The sequence below is a fragment of the Anoxybacillus sp. B2M1 genome (assembly GCF_001634265.1).
Classification (GTDB): domain Bacteria; phylum Bacillota; class Bacilli; order Bacillales; family Anoxybacillaceae; genus Anoxybacteroides; species Anoxybacteroides rupiense.
Map to the genome: position 1 here is coordinate 3,037,929 of NZ_CP015435.1, position 20,319 is coordinate 3,058,247.

Annotated in this window: 20 protein-coding genes; 11 read left to right on the forward strand and 9 right to left on the reverse strand. The window is 43.3% G+C overall.

What is annotated here, in order from left to right:
* Positions 1 to 76: 76 nt before the first annotated feature.
* The 4 genes from GFC28_RS14760 (at position 77) to GFC28_RS14775 (ending at position 4,164) form a co-directional block, all read left to right on the forward strand.
* Positions 77 to 799, forward strand: a complete 723-nt coding sequence (locus tag GFC28_RS14760; protein ID WP_044741477.1) for a ZIP family metal transporter — start codon at positions 77 to 79, stop codon at positions 797 to 799.
* Between the two features lie 122 nt (positions 800 to 921).
* Positions 922 to 1,230: an ArsR/SmtB family transcription factor gene (locus GFC28_RS14765; RefSeq protein ID WP_044741476.1), complete on the forward strand. Its 309-nt coding sequence runs from the start codon at positions 922 to 924 to the stop codon at positions 1,228 to 1,230.
* 17 nt (positions 1,231 to 1,247) lie between these two features.
* On the forward strand, positions 1,248 to 2,192 hold the full coding sequence (locus GFC28_RS14770; RefSeq protein WP_044741475.1) for a cation diffusion facilitator family transporter: 945 nt from the start codon (positions 1,248 to 1,250) through the stop codon (positions 2,190 to 2,192).
* A 523-nt stretch (positions 2,193 to 2,715) separates the two neighbouring features.
* Entirely contained in the window at positions 2,716 to 4,164 is a 1,449-nt protein-coding gene (locus GFC28_RS14775) for a S41 family peptidase (RefSeq protein ID WP_044741474.1), read from the forward strand.
* Positions 4,165 to 4,201: 37 nt separating this feature from the next.
* Here GFC28_RS14775 and GFC28_RS14780 read toward each other — a convergent pair whose 3' ends face one another.
* The 9 genes from GFC28_RS14780 to GFC28_RS14820 form a co-directional block, all read right to left on the reverse strand.
* A complete protein-coding gene (locus GFC28_RS14780; RefSeq protein WP_044741473.1) occupies positions 4,202 to 4,600 on the reverse strand; it encodes a GtrA family protein in 399 nt (132 codons plus the stop codon).
* Positions 4,597 to 5,586, reverse strand: coding sequence for a glycosyltransferase family 2 protein (locus GFC28_RS14785; protein WP_044741472.1), 990 nt, complete (start codon positions 5,584 to 5,586; stop codon positions 4,597 to 4,599). Before GFC28_RS14785 ends, GFC28_RS14780 begins: the two co-directional genes overlap by 4 nt.
* A gap of 15 nt (positions 5,587 to 5,601) precedes the next feature.
* Positions 5,602 to 7,290 carry a DUF6044 family protein gene (locus GFC28_RS14790; RefSeq protein ID WP_044741471.1) on the reverse strand — a complete coding sequence of 563 codons (1,689 nt, stop codon included), beginning with the start codon at positions 7,288 to 7,290 and terminating at the stop codon, positions 5,602 to 5,604.
* Between the two features lie 602 nt (positions 7,291 to 7,892).
* Positions 7,893 to 8,399 carry a hypothetical protein gene (locus tag GFC28_RS14800; protein WP_044741469.1) on the reverse strand — a complete coding sequence of 169 codons (507 nt, stop codon included), beginning with the start codon at positions 8,397 to 8,399 and terminating at the stop codon, positions 7,893 to 7,895.
* Between the two features lie 2 nt (positions 8,400 to 8,401).
* The gene (locus tag GFC28_RS14805) at positions 8,402 to 9,427 is read right to left on the reverse strand and encodes a hypothetical protein (RefSeq protein ID WP_044741468.1); all 1,026 of its coding nucleotides are present in this window, start codon (positions 9,425 to 9,427) and stop codon (positions 8,402 to 8,404) included.
* 262 nt (positions 9,428 to 9,689) lie between these two features.
* Positions 9,690 to 10,199 carry a hypothetical protein gene (locus GFC28_RS14810; RefSeq protein WP_052660893.1) on the reverse strand — a complete coding sequence of 170 codons (510 nt, stop codon included), beginning with the start codon at positions 10,197 to 10,199 and terminating at the stop codon, positions 9,690 to 9,692.
* 375 nt (positions 10,200 to 10,574) lie between these two features.
* Positions 10,575 to 10,814, reverse strand: a complete 240-nt coding sequence (locus GFC28_RS20310) for a transposase (protein ID WP_442854559.1) — start codon at positions 10,812 to 10,814, stop codon at positions 10,575 to 10,577.
* Between the two features lie 55 nt (positions 10,815 to 10,869).
* Entirely contained in the window at positions 10,870 to 11,544 is a 675-nt protein-coding gene (locus tag GFC28_RS19375; protein WP_231883382.1) for an IS630 family transposase, read from the reverse strand.
* Positions 11,545 to 11,872: 328 nt separating this feature from the next.
* Complete coding sequence (locus GFC28_RS14820; protein ID WP_044741467.1) at positions 11,873 to 12,376, reverse strand: MerR family transcriptional regulator; 504 nt, start codon at positions 12,374 to 12,376, stop codon at positions 11,873 to 11,875.
* 239 nt (positions 12,377 to 12,615) lie between these two features.
* Here GFC28_RS14820 and GFC28_RS14825 point away from each other — a divergent pair, with 239 nt between their 5' ends.
* The 7 genes from GFC28_RS14825 to GFC28_RS14855 all read left to right on the forward strand — a co-directional run bounded on the left by GFC28_RS14825 (position 12,616) and on the right by GFC28_RS14855 (position 20,307).
* The gene (locus GFC28_RS14825; protein ID WP_044741466.1) at positions 12,616 to 13,809 is read left to right on the forward strand and encodes a PDZ domain-containing protein; all 1,194 of its coding nucleotides are present in this window, start codon (positions 12,616 to 12,618) and stop codon (positions 13,807 to 13,809) included.
* A 16-nt stretch (positions 13,810 to 13,825) separates the two neighbouring features.
* Positions 13,826 to 14,047, forward strand: a complete 222-nt coding sequence (locus GFC28_RS14830; RefSeq protein WP_044741465.1) for a CsbA family protein — start codon at positions 13,826 to 13,828, stop codon at positions 14,045 to 14,047.
* Between the two features lie 202 nt (positions 14,048 to 14,249).
* Positions 14,250 to 16,229 carry an excinuclease ABC subunit UvrB gene (gene uvrB, locus GFC28_RS14835; RefSeq protein WP_044741464.1) on the forward strand — a complete coding sequence of 660 codons (1,980 nt, stop codon included), beginning with the start codon at positions 14,250 to 14,252 and terminating at the stop codon, positions 16,227 to 16,229.
* A 16-nt stretch (positions 16,230 to 16,245) separates the two neighbouring features.
* Positions 16,246 to 19,107, forward strand: coding sequence for an excinuclease ABC subunit UvrA (uvrA, locus tag GFC28_RS14840; RefSeq protein ID WP_369818776.1), 2,862 nt, complete (start codon positions 16,246 to 16,248; stop codon positions 19,105 to 19,107).
* Positions 19,108 to 19,436: 329 nt separating this feature from the next.
* Positions 19,437 to 19,751: a magnetosome magnetite crystal formation protein family gene (locus GFC28_RS14845; protein ID WP_044741481.1), complete on the forward strand. Its 315-nt coding sequence runs from the start codon at positions 19,437 to 19,439 to the stop codon at positions 19,749 to 19,751.
* Positions 19,752 to 19,765: 14 nt separating this feature from the next.
* Positions 19,766 to 19,966: a PspC domain-containing protein gene (locus GFC28_RS14850; protein WP_044741462.1), complete on the forward strand. Its 201-nt coding sequence runs from the start codon at positions 19,766 to 19,768 to the stop codon at positions 19,964 to 19,966.
* Entirely contained in the window at positions 19,963 to 20,307 is a 345-nt protein-coding gene (locus GFC28_RS14855; protein WP_044741461.1) for a phage holin family protein, read from the forward strand. The genes GFC28_RS14850 and GFC28_RS14855 overlap by 4 nt, the downstream gene beginning before the upstream one ends.
* The last annotated feature ends 12 nt before the right edge of the window (positions 20,308 to 20,319 follow it).

Genomic DNA, 20,319 nt, shown 5'->3' on the forward strand with positions numbered 1-20,319 from the left:
TTTTCTTGTCCAGCCGCATATGGTAGTAAAGAGAAAAAAGAAAGGATTCGCGGTAAGGAATAAGGAGAGATCGGGGATGGACTCATTGGGATGGTTTGGATTTTCCGCTTCCGCACTTGGAATGCTCATAGGTGGAGCGGTTGCTTGGTTGTTTTGCGGCTGGCATAAAGGAACGCCTATTATTTTTTCATTGTCGAGTGGCATGATTTTGGGACTTGCGGTAGTGGAAATTTTGCCGGAAAGTATGGCGGTAGGAGGTTGGCTGCTTACTGTGATTGGATTAGCCGCAGGTTATGGGATTTATCATCACTTAGAAAGCATGTGGCATCGAGTGGTTGTCGTAACGAACAGGAAAAACCATGATGCATGGATTCATTCGGGAGTATATCTTCTTTTTAGCATTGCTATACATAATCTTCCCACAGGGATCGCCTTAGGAGTCAATGCCCATTCCCCGTTGGCCGAGCAGCTGGGGCTGGCCATGATTTTTCATAATATTCCCGAAGGGCTGGCGGTTTTTACCCCGTTGCTGATGGCGGGAATGGGGATGATGGGAGTGGTCATTGGAGCGATCGCCGTGTCGATTCCGGTTGGGATTGGAGCGCTGCTTGGCAGCCTTTATGGCGCGGATATTTCTGGGCTGTCCGCCGTGATGACAACCATAGCGGTGGGGATCATGCTGACAGTTGCTGCAAAGGAAATGTTGGGAATGGCTTTAAAGGAAACAAAGGTGATCCATTGTCTGTTGCTTTCTATGCTTGGTTTTTTGTCTGTTTGGTGTTTCTTAATTTTTCTCTAGGATAATGAATAAGGGAAAGAGAAAACGAAAAAAAATGAAAAAAGGATAGACGAAATCATAAAGATAGAATATAATACATATGAGCATATGTTCATATGTAATAAAAAGGGGGCTCTAACAAATTGGACAAAAAAGATCATGCTTTTTTAGCTGATGAAACGGTAGAACATGTATCGTTAATCTTTAAAGCGTTGGCAGACCCGACACGAATAAAGCTCCTTTACTTGTTATCTCAAGAAGAATGTTCTGTTAATCATATGGCGGAAGTGTTGGAATTATCTCAATCCGCCGTCTCTCATCAGCTGAGTTTGCTCCGAAACTTGCGGCTCGTGAAATACCGACGCGAAGGAAAAACGTTATTTTATTCTTGCGATGACGAACATGTTATTTCGCTATTAAAACAGGCGATCGACCATTCAGAGCACCATTAATAAGGAGGTATGTAACAATGCATCACCATCACCATCATCATGATCATCATCATCATGGCCATCATCACGGACACCACCATCATGATTTAGGAAGGGAAGGAAATAAAAAAGGGCTGATTGTGGCTCTTTCCATTACGGCCGGCATCATGATTCTCGAGTTTTTAGGAGGATTATGGACGAACAGTCTCGCTCTTTTGTCCGATTCCGGCCATATGCTGAGCGATGCCAGTTCGCTGCTTCTTAGCCTTATTGCGATCTGGTTTGCTGCCAGGCCTGCATCCCCCAATAAAACGTATGGTTTTTACCGGTTTGAAATTTTAGCGGCTTTGTTTAATGGCGTTACGTTGTTTATTATCGCTGGATTTATTATTTGGGAAGCCATTGGGCGTTTTTATCATCCGCCGACGGTTTCCAGCGGTTCTATGATGCTGATTGCTTTGATCGGTTTGATAGCGAATTTATTAAGTGCTTGGGCGTTAATGAGAAAAGGGGATGTGAAGCATAATGTGAATTTGCGCAGCGCCTACCTGCATGTGCTGGGCGATGCGCTAGGATCTGTAGGAGCGATCATTGCTGGATTGGTCATGTGGGCTTTTGGCTGGTATATAGCTGATCCAATCATTTCTGTGCTTGTTGCGCTCCTCATCTTGAGAGGGGCATGGGGAGTGATTAAGCATACGGTTCATATTCTGATGGAGGGCACGCCGATTACGATTGACCAGCACGAGGTGAAAAAAGCGCTTGAAAGCATTGAGGGAGTGATCAATGTCCATGATCTCCATATTTGGACGATTACATCCGGGCTGGACTCTTTAAGCTGCCATATGCTGATTGAAGACCGTCAGGACAGCCAAAAAATTTTGCAGGCGGCGATTCATTTGATTGAAGAAAAATTTAAAATCCTCCATACAACCATCCAAATTGAAACCTCGCAAATTGATCATGGAGAAATGAGAGTGTAGTGATCGACTTTCTTTTCGCTGTATAGACACCATTTCTGATGGAACAGATGATCCTTGGAAAGCCGACAGAAATCCGGATGATACCGCTCATCCATCTATGGATCTATGCGGAAGCTTGTTGTTTAGACAGCGGATGACTGAAAAACGACAGATCATAAAATTATGGATCATTAGGCGGCTTTTCTGATGAAGGCCGCCTTCTCTCCACTTTTTTAAGTACAGATGGAAGATGAAACATGATCGCCTATTCAAAAGCAGAATCTCATTTTTTCGACGGTCGTCCATCCGGCGAAATCCCCAATCACCTACTCTTTGGAATGTTGCCGCATCACGTGTATATCGTCAAGTGGAACCAATATCATATCAGTTGAGAAAATAACAGCAAACGTGTAAACTGAATATTGCGCAGATGTAATCATAAGCTGTACAAGCTGTTCATATAATGATGATAAAGGGCATCGCACGGCACGTTGTGTGGTGCCTTTCCTTGCATGGTGTAGTGTGGATAGAGGAGGAGAAAACGATGAAGAAGCAAACGACAGCAGTGCTTATGGCTTTATCGATGTTGGTCGGAGCTGGGGGAACCTATGCTGGTATACAGCTAACGGATCGTCATGAAAGTAGCAACCTGTCCGTCCAATCGGAGCAAGCCACAAAGGAAACGGCAAAAAATGAGCAGGAAGAGCTCAAAAAAATCCAACAAGCTTATGAGCTCATTAAAAGCCGTTATGTGCAAAAGGTGGATGACCAAAAACTAATCGAAGGCGCAATTCAAGGGATGATCGGCACACTGAAGGATCCATATTCTGTATACATGGATGAAGAAACGGCTGAGCAATTTAATGAGTCCCTTGATTCCTCGTTTGAAGGAATTGGCGCAGAAGTAAGCATGGTGGACGGAAAAGTGACGATTGTCGCTCCATTTAAAAACTCTCCAGCCGAAAAAGCGGGGCTGAAGCCAAACGATCAGATCGTGAAGGTGAACGGGAAAAGTCTGGAAGGACTTGATTTATATGAAGCGGTCTTAAAAATTCGCGGCAAAAAGGGAACGACGGTTCATTTGGACATTCTTCGCCCAGGGATGAAGGATCCAATTCGAGTCAACGTCGTACGCGATGAAATCCCAATTGAAACGGTCTACGATTCGCTCAAAACGTATAATGGCAAAAAAGTAGGATATTTAGAGATTACTTCATTCTCAGAAAATACAGCTCAAGATTTTAAAAAGAAATTAGAGAAATTAGAATCGGAAAAAATGGATGGATTGGTCATCGATGTGCGCGGTAATCCGGGAGGCTACTTGCAAAGCGTAGAGGATATTTTAAAGCAGTTTATTCCGAAGGGCAAACCATATATCCAAATTGAGGACCGCAATGGCCGCAAGCAAAAATTTTACTCCAATTTGACGGAGAAAAAGCCGTACCCGATTGTTGTGCTGATCGATAAAGGTAGCGCCTCAGCGTCGGAAATTTTAGCAGGTGCCATGAAAGAAGCCGGCGGTTATAAGCTGGTGGGGGAAACATCGTTTGGAAAAGGCACGGTGCAGCAGGCCATCCCGATGGGCGACGGCAGCAACTTAAAACTTACGCTTTATAAATGGTTGACTCCTGATGGAAATTGGATTCATAAAAAAGGAGTTAAGCCGGATGTGACTGTGGAGCAGCCGGAATACTTCCATGCCAGCCCGATTCATATTGATAAAGCCCTCCAATACAACATGAATAGTGAGCAAATTAAAAACGCCCAGCAAATGCTCAAAGGACTCGGTTTTGATCCGGGGCGTGAGGATGGATATTTCAGCGAGGAAACAGTAGAGGCCGTCAAGTCATTCCAACAAGAAAATAAAATTCCAGCTACAGGAAGCATTGACAAGCAAACAGCTGAATTGCTTGAAACGAAAGTGCTGGAAGCGGTCCGTGATGATAAAAATGACAAACAGTTAAAAGAAGCGATGAAAGTGTTATTCCAATAATACAAAGGGAACGGTTCGAAGCCGAATCGTTCCCTTTTCATTTGATGAAGACGAGACGTTTTTGTCCAAGGTAATTGAAGATGGTATAAAGCGCTGTGCCGAATAAAATGGCCATATCATCGGTATACTGGGCGGGCAGAAGGGAAACCGTGCCCATCGTCCAGTGAGCCAGTTGTTTGCCTAGACGATAAGCAAAGAAGTAGCATACCATAATCACAAGTGCAAAACGAAAAGCGCTGCTGCCGATGGGCGCATGGCTGCGAAATGTAAACAAACGATTTAAGCAGTAGCTGACGATAGCGCCAATCGTGTTGCCGATCAACGTGGCCCCCCAATAGGAAACATGAGCGAGATGAAGCAGCGTATACATGACAGACAATCCGACAGCGGTATTAATCAACCCGACAAGCAAGAAGCGGAAGAACGAATGATTCATAGATGGATCCGCTCTTTCTGGTTTGTTTTCATTCGCAGAGAATATAAATTTTCTTCAATGGTAAACCGCGGTCTTCTTTTGACTTCTTGATAGATTTTTCCAATGTATTCTCCAATGAAACCGACGCTCATTAATAAAAGCCCTCCAATCAGCCAAATTGAGATCATAATGGATGTCCATCCTGATTCGGCATATCCCAGCAGCTTGACGATGAAAGCATAGAGACCAGCGATGCTGCTAAGAAGAAAAGAAAGAAAGCCGACAAATGTAATGAAGCGAATCGGCACGACACTAAACGAAGTCACTCCATCCAAGGCGAAAGCCAGCATTTTTTTCAATGGATATTTCGATTCTCCAGCAAAGCGTTCTTTTCGATCATAAAGCACTTGAGTCGAACGGAACCCCAGCAGCGGAACGATGCCGCGCAGAAATAGATTGGCTTCGTCATAACGGCTGAGCTCTTGCAGCGCCCGCCGGCTCATTAAGCGGAAATCAGCATGATTATAGATCAGAGCGATGCCCACTTTTTGCATCAATCGGTAAAAGCCTTGTGCGGTTGCCCGTTTGAACCATGTATCCGTGCTGCGGCTACGGCGCACACCGTATACAATATCAAAGCCTTCCCAATATTTTATAATAAATTCACGGATGGCCTGGATATCGTCTTGCAAATCAGCATCAATGGAAATAACGCAGTCCGAATACTCCATGGCCGCTTGAAGTCCAGCTAACAGTGCGCGTTGATGTCCAAAATTGCGCGATAGCTTAATTCCGGTGATCAGCGGATTTTTTTCGCTTTCCTCCAAGATAAGCTCCCATGTTCGGTCACGGCTGCCATCGTCGACAAACAATAGCTTGCTTTCAGAGGCAATCAGCTTCTCTTCTTGCAGCTGCTGCAATACACCGGTTAGCTGTTTAGCTGTTTCTAAAAATACTTCTTCTTCGTTATAGCACGGTACCACAATGGTTAACACAGGCGTTTCCATTTCGTCTCTCCTCCTTTATTCCACTTCGTATAAATAGATTTTCCAAACAGATTGGGAGTCTTCAAATGCTTTAAGCAGGCGCAGATGATTTTCTTTGGCATTCATAATAGGAACGGATGAAAAGAGATAGCGTCCGCCCATTTTCTTAAATACGTCTGTATGAAGTTCTAAATGGTAAATTTTCTTATGGGATGTTTTGCGAAAGCCATAATGCTTTCCAAGCTCCGCTGAGAAAATGTAGACACGATTGCCCCAATGATCGAAATAATCTTTTAGCTCTGGGTTCTTATCCAGCTCTTTCGCGATGATTTTGCGAAAAGAGTGTTTATACGACAGTGGGTAAAAATTATTGTACGTATCCAATGTATAAAAGCCGTTATATTGCGCAATGGCCGGATGCAGGCCGATGCTGGCGACACGATAGGAGCTTGGCGGTTTTCCGATGTATTCTTTGATCTCATGAAATAAATGCTCTGCATAAAATTCTTTAAATGACGGTGTGCCGCTGATACGGTAGCGAATTTCTTCATTGAATCCCCCTAGCAACAGCGTTTGCAAAAGGATGGCGGCCATAGCCACCTGCTTCCAGCTTCTATTTCGGCGCCATAGTATTTGCAAGGCTAAAGCAAAGTCTAAATAAATGACCAAAGGCCGCAAAAAATGGAAACGAGCGAAATTAAAGGTGTTCAGCAACGCAAATCGTTCTTTGAGCGGCTGCCAGCCTTTATAAAACCAAAAGGCGTACCAAACGGATAAAACAAAGTTTAGAATGAATAAAAACAAAAAACGTCTTTCGAGCTCCCCTTTCTTTGCTCTTAGGATGAAAGCAAAGGCAAGGAACAGAATGGGCTGAATGATAAAAGTATGCACGGTCATCACATGGGTATGACCAAGAAAATAGTTTTTAAAGACAAGATGGATCGTATGCCAAAATCCAAGCTTTGAGGACACAAATTCGTTTCGGCTAGTCGGCTCATGGCTAAAAAGCAACGAATAGACAAGGCGGTATTCGATGGCCAAGAATAGGCTTGTCATGAACACGATACTGCCGAGAAACGGAATATTCCATTGTTTTTTGCCAATCGCATCACGAAGCCAAAGAAGCCCCATCGCCGTTAAGAAAAAGAAAAAGCCGAGCACAAAGCTTGCATAGAACGGAAGAAGGGCAAGGGTGGCCCATTCCTTCCAGGACGCTTGACGGTTTCGGATCGACAGAAAAGCCCAAAGTGCCAGTGGCATGCCGAGGGTGCTAAGCATTCCCGACGGCCAGAAAGGAGTCAAAGCGAAGGTGAGCGCTGCTCCGACGCGAATAAGATAAGCTTCTTTTTCCCTAAGAAAATGCCGCTTTAATAAAAGATACATCCCCAGAAAAGCGAAGCCGCGCGTAATGGTCTGGCTGACGGCATACGCTACCATGGACGGAAGCAACGCGTGAAGCCAAACGATGCCGCTAAATTCGGTGCCATAGGCATTGCGCGGCAGTCTGTTAATGACTTGCGGAATCGTCGCGTTGATGGATCCAAATAGTTCTCCGCTTCGTACAAGCACCTTGTACCAAGCGATATTGGAATCTAAATTATCATGAACGCGAATATGGGCATTTTCTCCTAAAATATAAAGCGGAGAAAGATAAAGAATGATAAGAAAAATGGCGATCCATATGGCGATCCGTTCTCGTTTTTCCACAATCGAATGCTCTTGCATGGACCATCTCTGCTCCTTTCTTGCTGATGATTCATGTAATGGAATATCAATATTTCTCGCGCCTGATACCGCCAATGACGGCTGGAAGATGCAAGAATTTCTGTTTCGTTACGCATCATGCCAAAAAAACGGTCATGGCGATCCCGTTTGCCGATGGCCGAAACATAGAATCTGCCCCTTACATTTTGATTTTCTTGGCGGCGGCATTCATTATAAACAAATAGAATTAAAAAAACATAAGAAATGGATAAAAAAAGGAGAAGGAAAAATAGAGTTCCATTCATTAAAGTAATGAGGAATGAAAAGAGTGAATGCCCAGTCCAAATCAATAGGGGACGGGAAGGACGAGAAACGGCTATTGGCTGATGTCTGAAGGAGAGAGGTAGAGGAGTTGAATGGATGTTTAAGAACTAGAGAATAGGTACGTCGTTTCGCAGGCGATGTGTGATTCGAAATAAAAAAAGAAAATGCAGGAATTTGATTCGATAAATGAAATAATAGGGAGAGGGCTCAGGAGCATGATCGCTTGTCCGGAAAGGCAAAAAGCTTTCCGGACTTGGTGGCATGCTTAGATTCCTGTCACCGTTTTTCGAATGGAACCGCTAAATGCTTGGAATAAAAAATATAATCAAAACAACTAATAGGGAAGCGACAAGCCATGTCATCATTAATTTTTTTTCGACTGGAATATTGTTCGCAGCTAATTGATGGATAACAGATAATATAAAAAGGTTTATGAAATAAAGAAAATAAAAAATGATGATGTATAAGAGCCAAATCTGGTTTTGAATAAGCTGGGACCAAGAAGTTGTAGAAAATAAAACGACAAAAGCAAAAAACGAAGCAATGAGTAAGCATAAAATGATAATATGCATTTTATTCCAAATTTTATGCTTCATAAAATGATGATTTTGCCTTGCATAATTGTACAATAACAAATTATCAGCGAACAAAATAATCATGATCATGATGATAACAAACATTTTCCTCAAAATAATGTTGTCAATGGATAATAATGAATTACTTTTTATCATAAACATATGGAGTATAACGGCAAGAATCAGTAAGCCGCCTAGTGTCAGTATTTGATGAAGCCAGTATTTTTTCATATCTATTCCCCCTTTGCTTCTTTATAAAATTCTATTACGGATTGATAGGTTGTTGAAAATGGCTTCAATCCTAAATCTAAAGCTTCTATATCTGCAAGTAAATCGATGCCTCGATTATTAAGAAGGATGAGATAGCTTTTATCTTGTGATTCACGTAATTGGGCTAAGGTTTTAGATGGTAAATAAATAAAAGTAGGCTCATTTTTTTTCACTTTGATCTTATGATCTACTATGGATAGATTCCCTTTCTCATCCAACAGTAGAATGTCAACTTCAGTAGTATATGGCACAGAATGTAGTTTAAGTCCGTATATTGGAGTTTTAGCCAGCAATTTATCTCCCTTTATTATAAATTCTACTTCTTGATCATTGTTGCTTATCCAAGTAGGATTTGGAAAATAACTGTTTGCTTCATGAAGACTGGAATCAAAGTGGAAAGACTGCTTTGTCAACATATCTTCTTCTATATTCATTTCATCATCCGATACAAAATAACGAATTAGACTCAAATTTCCTCCATTATACCGATCCGCAGGGGCTGTATGATCAAGAGGAAAGAAAATTAATTCATTTATGCCTTCTCTATCCCATTTAATATCTACACTAATTTCAATTGAAGATCGAGGGTTAACATGATACGTAATAAAGCGTTCCCACTTCTTGCTGTTCTTCTTTTTCACTTTTGCTATTTTATTTCCTTGAATAAAAAAACCTTGAATGTTCATATTACCGTCTGTATTATTTTCTAATATAACTTTTCCAGAAATAACAGACTTATTTTTTGGTAATTTTATATATTTAAATTTTTCGTTTTTGATATTTTTATAGTCCATATAATTAGAGTCAGGAATAAATGCCTTCACTTGAGTGAACGCAACTGAGGATTCCACTGTGTTACCAGAAGATTTTAACAGGCTGAACTCATTGCTGATTCTTACATCTGGATCACTCAGATTATTATTAGTTGAACAACTTGCTATGATTGAAAATAAAACAAACGATAAAACTAATTTTTTCTGCATTGTCAATTGAATACCCCCTCAACTCTGTTATTTGTGTAAAGCAAGATGTAACCCAAAGCTGGCCAACTCTCTATTTCTTTTAAAAATGAGTATAATAATCGACGGATAAATAGAAATGCCTGTATTTTATATTAGTCTTTTATGTGGGGGCTCACATGCATGGTTTTATAGATTATTTTATAAAAATTCGCAACGAAAATGGCAAGTGAGGCTATGTAAATGTATTTACATAGCCTCACTTGCTGGGTTATAGAGTTAGTTTGAATATTTAATAACTTCCAGAATCATAGGTTCTGGCCTCATAGAGAATACCTGAATCTGTTGCCGTATGAATAGTTAATCCTTCAAAAGATTGACTACCGGATGGATTTGAAGTTGAAACTTGTGACGTGGCTGTTAATTTTCCAATAGCGGTACCCTTAGATCCTGTAATATAAGACATACCGCTTATTCGTAAAGAGGTTGTGGCGCTTACAACAGTCAACCATACTTTTCCTGTCGTTTTCCCTGTACTTGTTACCTTTGTGGAATCAGCAGAAAGAGCAGTTGACCCTTTTGCTAGATCCCCCCATGATGCTACCGAAAAACTTTTTTCAGTATTTAAGTTTCCAAAATCCACTTCATTTGGTATGTTAATACCAGAATCAACTAAATGCCAATCTTGATCCCAATTTATAGTAGATCCTTCGTTTTCATCAGCTGCAAATGCACTTCCGGTACCTGAAAATATGATACTAGCTGTTAGAAACGAAACTGCAATTTTGTTTAATTTATACATTTATTTTATTACCTCCCAACTAAATTTATGATTATTGTATCATAATTTTTTATAAATTTAAAATATTAATATTTTTTTGTGGTTTATTATAATAATTGGTTTAAAACCAAAAGATGTATTTTAACCTTATCTTTATACGAAGTTAACGGTTTCTAAGAAAAATAAAGAGTTGGAGGTTTCAATATGTCCCTTCGCCTCTTTTCATGTTAAGATGATTTTGGCAATGTTAATAGAAAAATTCTCTGTTAGGAATACGAATATAGGGAATCTTTATATTGCTTTTCAAGTTCTGTGTGGATTGATATGAAAAAATAGGATGTTAGGAATTTGATTCGATAAATGAACTATATAAATGTAACTTAACATTTCGTCTTTTCAAGTACCACACCCTAAGCGCTGTAGAACTTCTTTATGATGATGTTCAATGTACTCTAAAAAGCTGTTCATCGACTGCTCAATGGCATAAAGATCCTTGTGGAATCGGTTGGCAATCACAGACTCTTTCAACCATTTCCAAAGACGTTCAATTGGATTTAATTGAGGGGAATTAGAGGGAAAAGAAAAACATGATTTAATCTTCATGTTCACGCAAAAATTCTTGCACTTGTTTCGCATGGTGAATCCGAGCGTTATCTAAGACCAAAAGAACATATTTCCCCTGATACGTTTGTCAAATGCGCTTGACAAACTCAAGGAATGACTCCGTGTTACAAGCCAATGCCGGTTGCGTGATGACCTTTCCATTGAGGACATTCACGACACCAAATAATCTCACACTCGCATGATGCCCATACGTAGGAATTTGCTTCTGTTTTCTTACTTTTGCCCATGTGGCTCTCAATGCTTGATAAGAGCGAATATGTGTTTCATCCGTATACAACAGAACCATATCGTCGGTCATTAGTTTTTTTATCATATCCATCTCTTGCACAATTGCCCGTTGCTTCTGTTCGTCTCCTTTCGCCAGCGTATAGGTGGGACGGGTATAGGAGAGTCCAAGGCGATGAAGCATTTTATTCACTCTGACCCTTTTCATGGAAATTCCGTACCGATCTTGAAGGTAGGATTGAATGATGCGGGGATCCCAAGAAGCCGCCACCCCCAAGCCTTGTTCGAAAGGATTGCTGTGTAGAATCATGTGTTTTAACTCACCTTGTTGTTCTTCCGTGAGATACGGAGACTTCCCAAGAGGAGTTTTTTTATCGAGTAACTTCTCCAGTCCGCCCTCATTGAATAAGAAGACATGGGTAGACACGGATTGGCGATGGAGGTTGAACATCGCTACCACTTCTTTGCCAAGATAGCATTCCATGATTAATCGAACGACTGTTACCCGTTGACGCAAAGAGGTATCTTTGATTTTTCGTTCTTCTTTTCGTAACTTCTGATCTGTGAATCAGTGGTCATCTGTGATTTTCAATCGTTTCATAGGTAATGTTTCGCTCCTTTTCAGTTCGGTCTCTTAGGAACAGTATCCACCAAATGAACCAATGTTATACGGAGGTTGAATTTTTAAGTAATAGGGAGAGGGCTCAGGAGCATGATCGCTTGTCCGGAAAGGCAAAAAGCTTTCCGGACTTGGCAGTATTGTTAGATTCATGTTGTTGGGCAAAGGAGGTACAATCGATTGATGTTATTAGATATTGAACGTTCATGTGTTAGAGATGAAAGGTTCACACAAATAAGCCGATAATTCGGCCTACGCCGCGGCGTTTTTGCTTTTTAGACAAAGAATCGTCCGCTTCGCGCTTCTCATTGGCTTCTTCCAGCAGGGAGATGCGTTGTTCAAGCTGGCGGATGTAAGAATGCAGCTCTTCAATTTCGCGGCGGTGCTGCAACAGTTGAACGGATACAACTTCATCTGCTTTTTGCTCAAGCTGGCGTTCAATGCGTTGAAAACGTGAGGTGAATTCGTTTAGATATGGTTGAAGATGAGTGGAGAAAAAGTCTTCTGGGCACAGAATGGTTTTTTCATTTTCTTCTTCTGTTTCGCACTCTTCAAGAGCCGCTCCTTGCTCAAATTTGATCTGTTCAAGCAATGCAAGTGTTTCAGAATCGAATATGTAATGTCCTGCTTCGTTTTTTTTGCATGGAATCTCGTATTTTTTAACCCAGCGCTGAATCGTTTTAGGCGATACTCCAAGACGCTTGGCAACACTGCTCGTTTTTAGTTCCATGGTTTTTCCTCCTCTTTTCTTTCCTTGTCTATATCATTTTTTCCATCGAATGTCCAAATTCCTTTTACGATGACAAAACTAGTGCTCATTCGGCAAAGAAAGTGGGAATAGGAAAAAATTCGCCATTTGTCGAATAACATATAAAAAAATATGCAACCAATCGTATGATTTGTAGAAGCGATTTGCTAGAATGAAAAGTAGATCAGTAGATACGTTCATGATGATCGGAGGTGAAGCCCATGCTTGGCATGTGGGGGATGGAGCTTTTGAAAGGAGTCGGGCGGTTGTTGACCGAGCCCCTTTTGTATTATGGCGTGCTGCTTGCGGCTTTCGTCGGCTGGCGTCGAATGAATAAAGAGCGCAAGCATTTTCATATTCGCGTATATGGCTGGTTTCAGGAAAGTGTCTTTTTTTGGCGCAGCGGTTGGGCCGTTGGCTTGTTTCTTTCCATCGTGACGGTAGTGTCTGGAATGGCGGTACCCCACGATGTGTTGCTGCTGCTTTTTTATGTGACGGTTTTGCTGAGCTTGACAGGACAGATGCGGTTACTATCTCCTGCTTATACGGTTGGGGGATTGGTTTTGCTTGCAGCTGGTTTTATGAAATACGGAGGCGCTTGGCCGTTGGTTTCAAAATATGTGGAAAGCCTTCACGAGGCGCCTATATCCGTTTTTATATGGCTGCTTGCATTGCTGTTATTTGCCGAGGGGGTTCTCATTTTGCGAAACGGAGCAGTGGCTACTTCTCCGCAGCTTGCTAAAAGCAAGAGGGGGCTTATGATTGGAGAACATTGGGTAGATAGGATTTGGTTTGTGCCTGTGCTTCTGCCCATTCCCAATGGCCCGCTCGCTTCGCCTTTTTCATGGTGGCCATTGTTTTCGGGCATGGATCATTCCTATTCATTCGCTCTGGTGCCATTTTTGCTCGGTTTCTCGCAGCATATGCAAGGCATGCATCCACGCGTCTCTATTCAAATGGCCGGCCGTCGCGTGCTCTGGTTAGCGGCCGCTGTCAGCGCGGGAGCTTTGGCGTCTTCTTGGTTTCCTTCCTTAGGAATCGCGGTTGCAGCTGCGGCGTTGATTGCTAGAGAATGTCTGGCTTTTTGGCAGCATCGGCAAGACCGTTCCCGTCCCCCGTATTTTTCACAGCAGGAGCAGGGGTTGGTTATTTTGGGGATTTTACCAGAATCGAAGGCTGAAAAAATCGGGTTGAAAATCGGCGAAGTGATTGCGAAAGTGAACGGCATACCCGTTAAAACGGAGAAAGAATTTTATGAGGCATTGCAGCATAACCGCGCTTTTTGTAAGCTAGAGGTGTTGGATCAAAATGCGGAAGTCCGTTTTGTCCAAGGAGCGTTATATGAAAATGAGCATCACGAGCTTGGATTGTTGTTTGTGCAAACGCGGGAAAAATGGACATCGGAAGCTGTATAGATAAGGGGTTTTGCTTATGTGGTTTCTCGTTGCATTAATCGTGCCGTTTTTGCTAGTGCTGCTTTTTACTCGCGTCACTTATAATCATTATGTGGGGACGCTGCTGACAGTGGCGCTGTTAGTAGCTTCTTATGTCAAAGGATATACAAACGAGCTTCATGAAGTGTTAGCGGATATTGCGTCGACAACGGCAGGCTTTTTATATGCAGAGAAAATGGTAAAAAAATTTAAAAAATAAGAAGAAAGCCACCGCAAAAGATCGATTGAACCGTTCTTTTGCGGTGGCTTTTATTATTGCAGCCAAAGAGATGGAAATAACTGTTCGCTCTGTAAGGCTTACGAAAGTTTTGAAAACGAATATAAGTTCGTATTTTTTGTGCATCTTAAGCATTCATGTGGTACAATACAATTAGGATGAATACGAAGGGGGCTTTGCGCAGGTGAAAGACCATTTTCAATTAGTATCAGCCTATCAGCCGCAAGGCGACCAGCCAAAGGCAATTGCTAAGCTGGTGGAAGGAATTTTGAACGGTACGAAGCATCAAACGCTATTAGGAGCGACAGGAACAGGAAAGACCTTTACCATTTCTAACGTCATCCAGAAGGTGAATAAACCGACGCTGGTCATTGCTCATAATAAAACATTGGCGGGCCAGCTATATAGTGAATTGAAGGAGTTTTTTCCAAATAATGCAGTTGAGTATTTTGTGAGCTACTATGACTACTATCAGCCGGAAGCGTATGTGCCGCAGACGGATACGTATATTGAAAAGGACGCAAGCATCAACGATGAAATTGATAAGCTGCGGCATTCGGCCACATCTGCTTTATTTGAGCGGCGCGATGTCATTATTGTGGCCAGTGTATCATGCATTTACGGCTTGGGTTCTCCGGAAGAATATCGAGAGCTTGTCGTATCTTTGCGGACAGGGATGGAAATCGAAAGAAACGAATTGCTGCGCCGTTTAGTCGATGTGCAGTATACGCGCAATGACATTGATTTTCAGCGGGGAACGTTTCGCGTTCGCGGTGATGTCGTCGAAATTTTTCCGGCTTCGCGCGACGAGCATTGCATTCGTGTCGAGTTTTTTGGCGATGAGATTGAACGGATTCGCGAGGTAGATGCGCTGACTGGAGAAATTATCGGAGAGCGGGAGCATGTTGCGATTTTCCCAGCTTCCCACTTCGTCACGCGCGATGAAAAAATGCAGCTGGCGATTCAAAATATCGAGCAAGAGCTGGAAGAACGCTTGAAGGAGTTGCGGGAGCAGGGCAAGCTGTTGGAAGCGCAGCGGCTTGAGCAGCGCACGCGCTATGATCTTGAAATGATGAGGGAAATGGGCTTTTGTTCAGGAATTGAAAACTACTCACGCCATTTAACATTGCGCCCGCCAGGATCGACTCCTTATACGCTGCTCGATTATTTTCCAGACGATTTTTTAATTGTGATTGATGAATCGCACGTCACACTGCCGCAGATTCGCGGGATGTATAATGGCGACAAAGCACGCAAACAGGTGCTGGTCGATCACGGCTTCCGCCTGCCGTCAGCGCTTGACAACCGTCCGCTGACGTTTGAAGAGTTTGAGAAAAAAGTGAACCAAATTATTTATGTGTCGGCAACGCCGGGACCATACGAATTGGAGCATAGTCCGGAAATGGTCGAGCAAATTATTCGGCCGACCGGGCTTTTGGATCCGACGATTGATGTTCGTCCCATTCAAGGGCAAATAGATGACTTGATCGATGAAATTCATGAACGCGTGAAGCGGAATGAGCGAACACTAGTGACGACGCTCACGAAAAAAATGGCGGAAGATTTAACCGATTACTTGAAGGAAATTGGGATTAAGGTGGCCTATTTGCATTCGGAAATTAAAACGCTTGAACGCATTGAAATCATCCGCGACCTGCGCATCGGCAAATACGACGTGCTTGTTGGCATTAACTTGTTAAGAGAGGGATTGGATATTCCGGAGGTGTCGCTTGTCGCGATTTTAGATGCTGATAAGGAAGGATTTTTGCGTTCAGAGCGTTCGCTGATCCAGACGATTGGACGAGCGGCCCGCAATGCCAACGGTCATGTGATTATGTATGCCGATACGATCACCAAATCGATGGAGATTGCGATCAATGAAACAAAACGGCGCCGTTCCATCCAAGAGGCCTATAACCGTGAGCATGGCATCGTACCGAAGACGATTCAAAAGGGGATTCGTGATGTCATTCGTGCGACGTATGCGGCTGAACAGCCAGAGTCGTACGAGGTGAAGCCGGATCGCCGCAAATGGACGAAAAAAGAACGGGAGCAGCTTGTGGCGAACTTAGAAAAAGAAATGAAAGAAGCGGCCAAAGCGCTTGACTTTGAACGTGCGGCCGAGCTTCGCGATTTAATTTTTGAACTCAAAGCGGAAGGATGATCAAAAGCTTATGCCAATGGATAAAATTACGATTAAAGGGGCAAGAGTTCATAATCTAAAGAATATGGACATTGAGATCCCGCGAGACCAACTTGTTGTTTTAACGGGGTTATCAGGTTCAGGAAAATCGTCGTTGGCGTTTGATACAATTTATGCGGAAGGGCAGCGGCGCTATGTCGAATCGCTTTCGGCATACGCCCGCCAATTTTTAGGACAAATGGACAAGCCGGATGTCGATACGATCGAAGGGCTATCTCCGGCCATTTCAATCGATCAGAAAACGACGAGCCGCAATCCGCGCTCCACAGTGGGAACGGTTACCGAAATTTATGATTATTTGCGCTTATTGTTTGCGCGGATTGGCCGTCCCGTTTGTCCAGAGCACGGCATTGAAATTACGTCGCAAACCATTGAACAAATGGTTGACCGCATCCTAGCTTACCCGGAACGAACGAAAATTCAAGTATTAGCGCCGATCGTATCGGGAAGGAAAGGAACGCATGTTAAAACGCTAGAAGAGATCAAAAAACAGGGATATGTACGCATGCGCATAGACGGCGAGATGCGCGAGCTATCGGAAGACATCGAATTAGAAAAAAATAAAAAGCATTCTATTGAAGTAGTGATTGATCGCATCGTCGTGAAGGAAGGCATTGCCTCGCGTTTGGCAGATTCTCTGGAAACAGCGCTGAAGCTGGCTGACGGCAAAGTGATTATTGATGTGATCGGAGAAGAAGAACTTCTGTTTAGCGAGCATCACGCTTGTCCGTATTGCGGTTTTTCGATTGGCGAGCTTGAGCCGCGCATGTTTTCATTCAACAGTCCGTACGGAGCGTGTCCGGATTGTGACGGGCTGGGCGCTAAATTGGAGGTAGACCGGGACTTAGTCATTCCGAATGATGAACTGACCTTGCGCGAGCATGCGATCGCTCCATGGGAACCGCAAAGCTCCCAATATTATCCGCAGCTGTTGGCGGCTGTTTGCCAGCATTATGGAATTGATATGGATGTTCCGGTAAAGGAGCTGCCGAAGGAGCAGTTAAATCGCATCCTGTATGGAAGCAATGGTGAAAAAATTTATTTTCGTTATGAAAATGATTTTGGCCAGATTCGCGAACATTACATTGAATTTGAAGGGGTTATTCCCAATATTGAACGGCGTTACCGCGAAACAAGCTCTGATTATATTCGCGAGCAAATGGAAAAATACATGGCTGATCAGCCGTGTCCAACGTGTAAAGGCTATCGTTTAAAAAAAGAAAGCTTAGCTGTGCTTGTCGGCGGCAAGCATATTGGGGAAGTGGCATCGCTGTCTGTCACGGAAGCGCTCGCGTTTTTCCGGAGCTTAGAATTGAGTGAAAAAGAACAGAAAATTGCCCATATGATTTTGCGTGAGATCATAGAACGACTTGGTTTCTTAAATAATGTGGGCTTAGATTATTTAACATTAAGCCGTTCAGCCGGCACATTATCAGGTGGGGAGGCACAGCGCATTCGTCTTGCGACCCAAATTGGCTCCCGGCTAACGGGTGTGCTTTACATTTTGGACGAGCCGTCCATCGGCCTCCATCAGCGTGACAACGATCGGCTGATTGATACGCTCAAAAACATGAGAGACATCGGCAATACGCTGATTGTCGTAGAACATGACGAAGACACGATGCTGGCTGCTGATTATTTGATTGACATTGGTCCAGGCGCCGGCATTCATGGCGGCCAAGTAGTGGCGGCCGGAACGCCGGAAGAAGTCATGAACGATCCTCATTCCCTAACAGGCCAATATTTGTCGGGCAAAAAGTTTATTCCGCTTCCGCCGGAACGCCGCAAGCCAGATGGCCGCTGGCTTGAAATACATGGCGCAAAAGAAAACAATTTAAGAAATGTGTCCGTGAAAATCCCGCTTGGCACGTTTGTGGCTGTGACGGGAGTATCAGGTTCGGGAAAAAGTACGCTTGTCAATGAAATTTTGCACAAAGCGCTGGCGCAAAAATTACAAGGAGCGAAAGCGAAGCCTGGAGAGTATAAAACATTGAAAGGAATCGAGCATCTGGACAAAGTCATTGACATCGACCAGTCTCCGATCGGGCGTACGCCTCGCTCAAATCCGGCCACGTATACGGGAGTATTTGATGATATTCGCGAGGTGTTTGCAGCTACGAACGAGGCGAAGGTGCGCGGCTATCAGAAAGGCCGTTTTAGCTTTAACGTGAAGGGCGGCCGCTGCGAAGCCTGCCGCGGCGATGGCATTATTAAAATTGAAATGCACTTTTTGCCGGATGTGTACGTTCCATGTGAAGTATGCCACGGCAAACGCTATAACCGTGAAACGCTGGAAGTGAAATATAAGGATAAAAACATTGCCGAAGTGCTGGAAATGACGGTGGAGGATGCGCTCGCCTTCTTTGAAAACATTCCGAAAATCAAGCGAAAGCTGCAAACGATTTATGATGTCGGATTAGGCTATATCAAGCTTGGACAGCCGGCGACAACGCTATCTGGGGGAGAGGCGCAGCGGGTAAAATTGGCGTCCGAACTGCATCGCCGTTCGACAGGGCGCACTCTCTATATTTTAGATGAGCCGACCACAGGCTTGCATATTGATGATATCGCCCGCTTGCTTAAAGTGCTTCAGCGGCTGGTGGATAACGGTGATACTGTGCTTGTTATTGAGCATAATCTTGATGTCATTAAAGCGGCTGATTATATTATTGATCTCGGTCCTGAAGGTGGCGATAAAGGCGGACAAATCGTGGCGGTGGGAACCCCAGAGGAAATCGCCGAAGTGAAAGGATCCTATACGGGACTGTATTTAAAACGCATTTTAGAGCGCGACCGCCAGCGAATGCAAGCGATGTATGAAGAAGTAAAGGTGCCCTAATCAAGGGCCCTTTTTTCACATTCATATGAACAGATAAGGTCTAGGTCTAGCCAAAGAGGGAAAGATAAGCACAGGAGAAATAGATGCGCTGAATAGGGGGCAAGATCATCATCGCGCTTCCTTCTTTTGATGCAGAGAAGCTCAGATTGGAAATTCAACACCATCCACCGAGAAGTCTCCCCCTCTAAACGGAGTGAAGGTGGGAGAGGCTCATGAGATGCTTTGTTTTCAAGGATGCTAGTGAGAATCCCATCTATGTATAGCATGAGGTACTGAAACTTTTCGGTATATGCATCGTATATATTGATATAAAGAAGGGAGCGATGAATGTGAATTCATCTAAGCTGTTATCGGCCACTTGCTATTTTAGCGTGTTTTTTGCGCCGTTTCTTTTTCCGGTGATTGTTTATTTTGTCACGAAAGAGGAGAAGGTCAAAAAACATGCGAAAAAATCGCTGTTTTCGCATCTTCTTCCGTTTTTCATTCTTGTGCTGTCCATCGGTGGTTTTATCATTGCCGCAGCGACCAACCATGATGGCTTGGCAGCGCTGCCGTTTTTGGGAATCGTAGTGGGAGGAATGATTCATTTATTGGTCATTATTTGGAATGTGATCAAAGGCATTCAAGTATTGCAAGAAGCATAGAATGGGGTGAAACCATGAACAAAAAACTGGTTCGGTCTTATCATGACCGCAAAATTGCGGGAGTGCTCGGCGGCTTGGCCGCTTATTTTCGAATTGATTCAACGCTCATTCGGTTAATTTTTGTGATTTTGCTTTTATCGACTGGAATTATGCCGTTTGTTTTATTTTACGTCATCGCCGCCTTGGTGATGCCGCAAGAGGGGATGGAACGATGAAGTGGCTTGCGCATATTATTGTCAATGCCGTACTATTGTTGGCGCTTGCCGGCTATTTTCCGTCCATTCATTTGTCTGGGGTTGGCGCTGCGCTTTTAGCTAGCTTTCTGCTGTCGCTCTTAAACATGGTCGTCAAGCCGATTTTGATTGTCCTAACGCTTCCGGTAACCGTCTTAACGTTTGGACTATTTTTATTTGTGATCAATGCTTTAACATTGCTTATGACATCATGGCTGATGGGTGACTCATTTACAATTGATGGATTCGGTGCGGCCTTGTTGGCTTCGCTTGCGATTTCTCTCTTTCATGTCATCATTGATGCGATTAGCGATAGAGACTAAAACGTTCCGCTT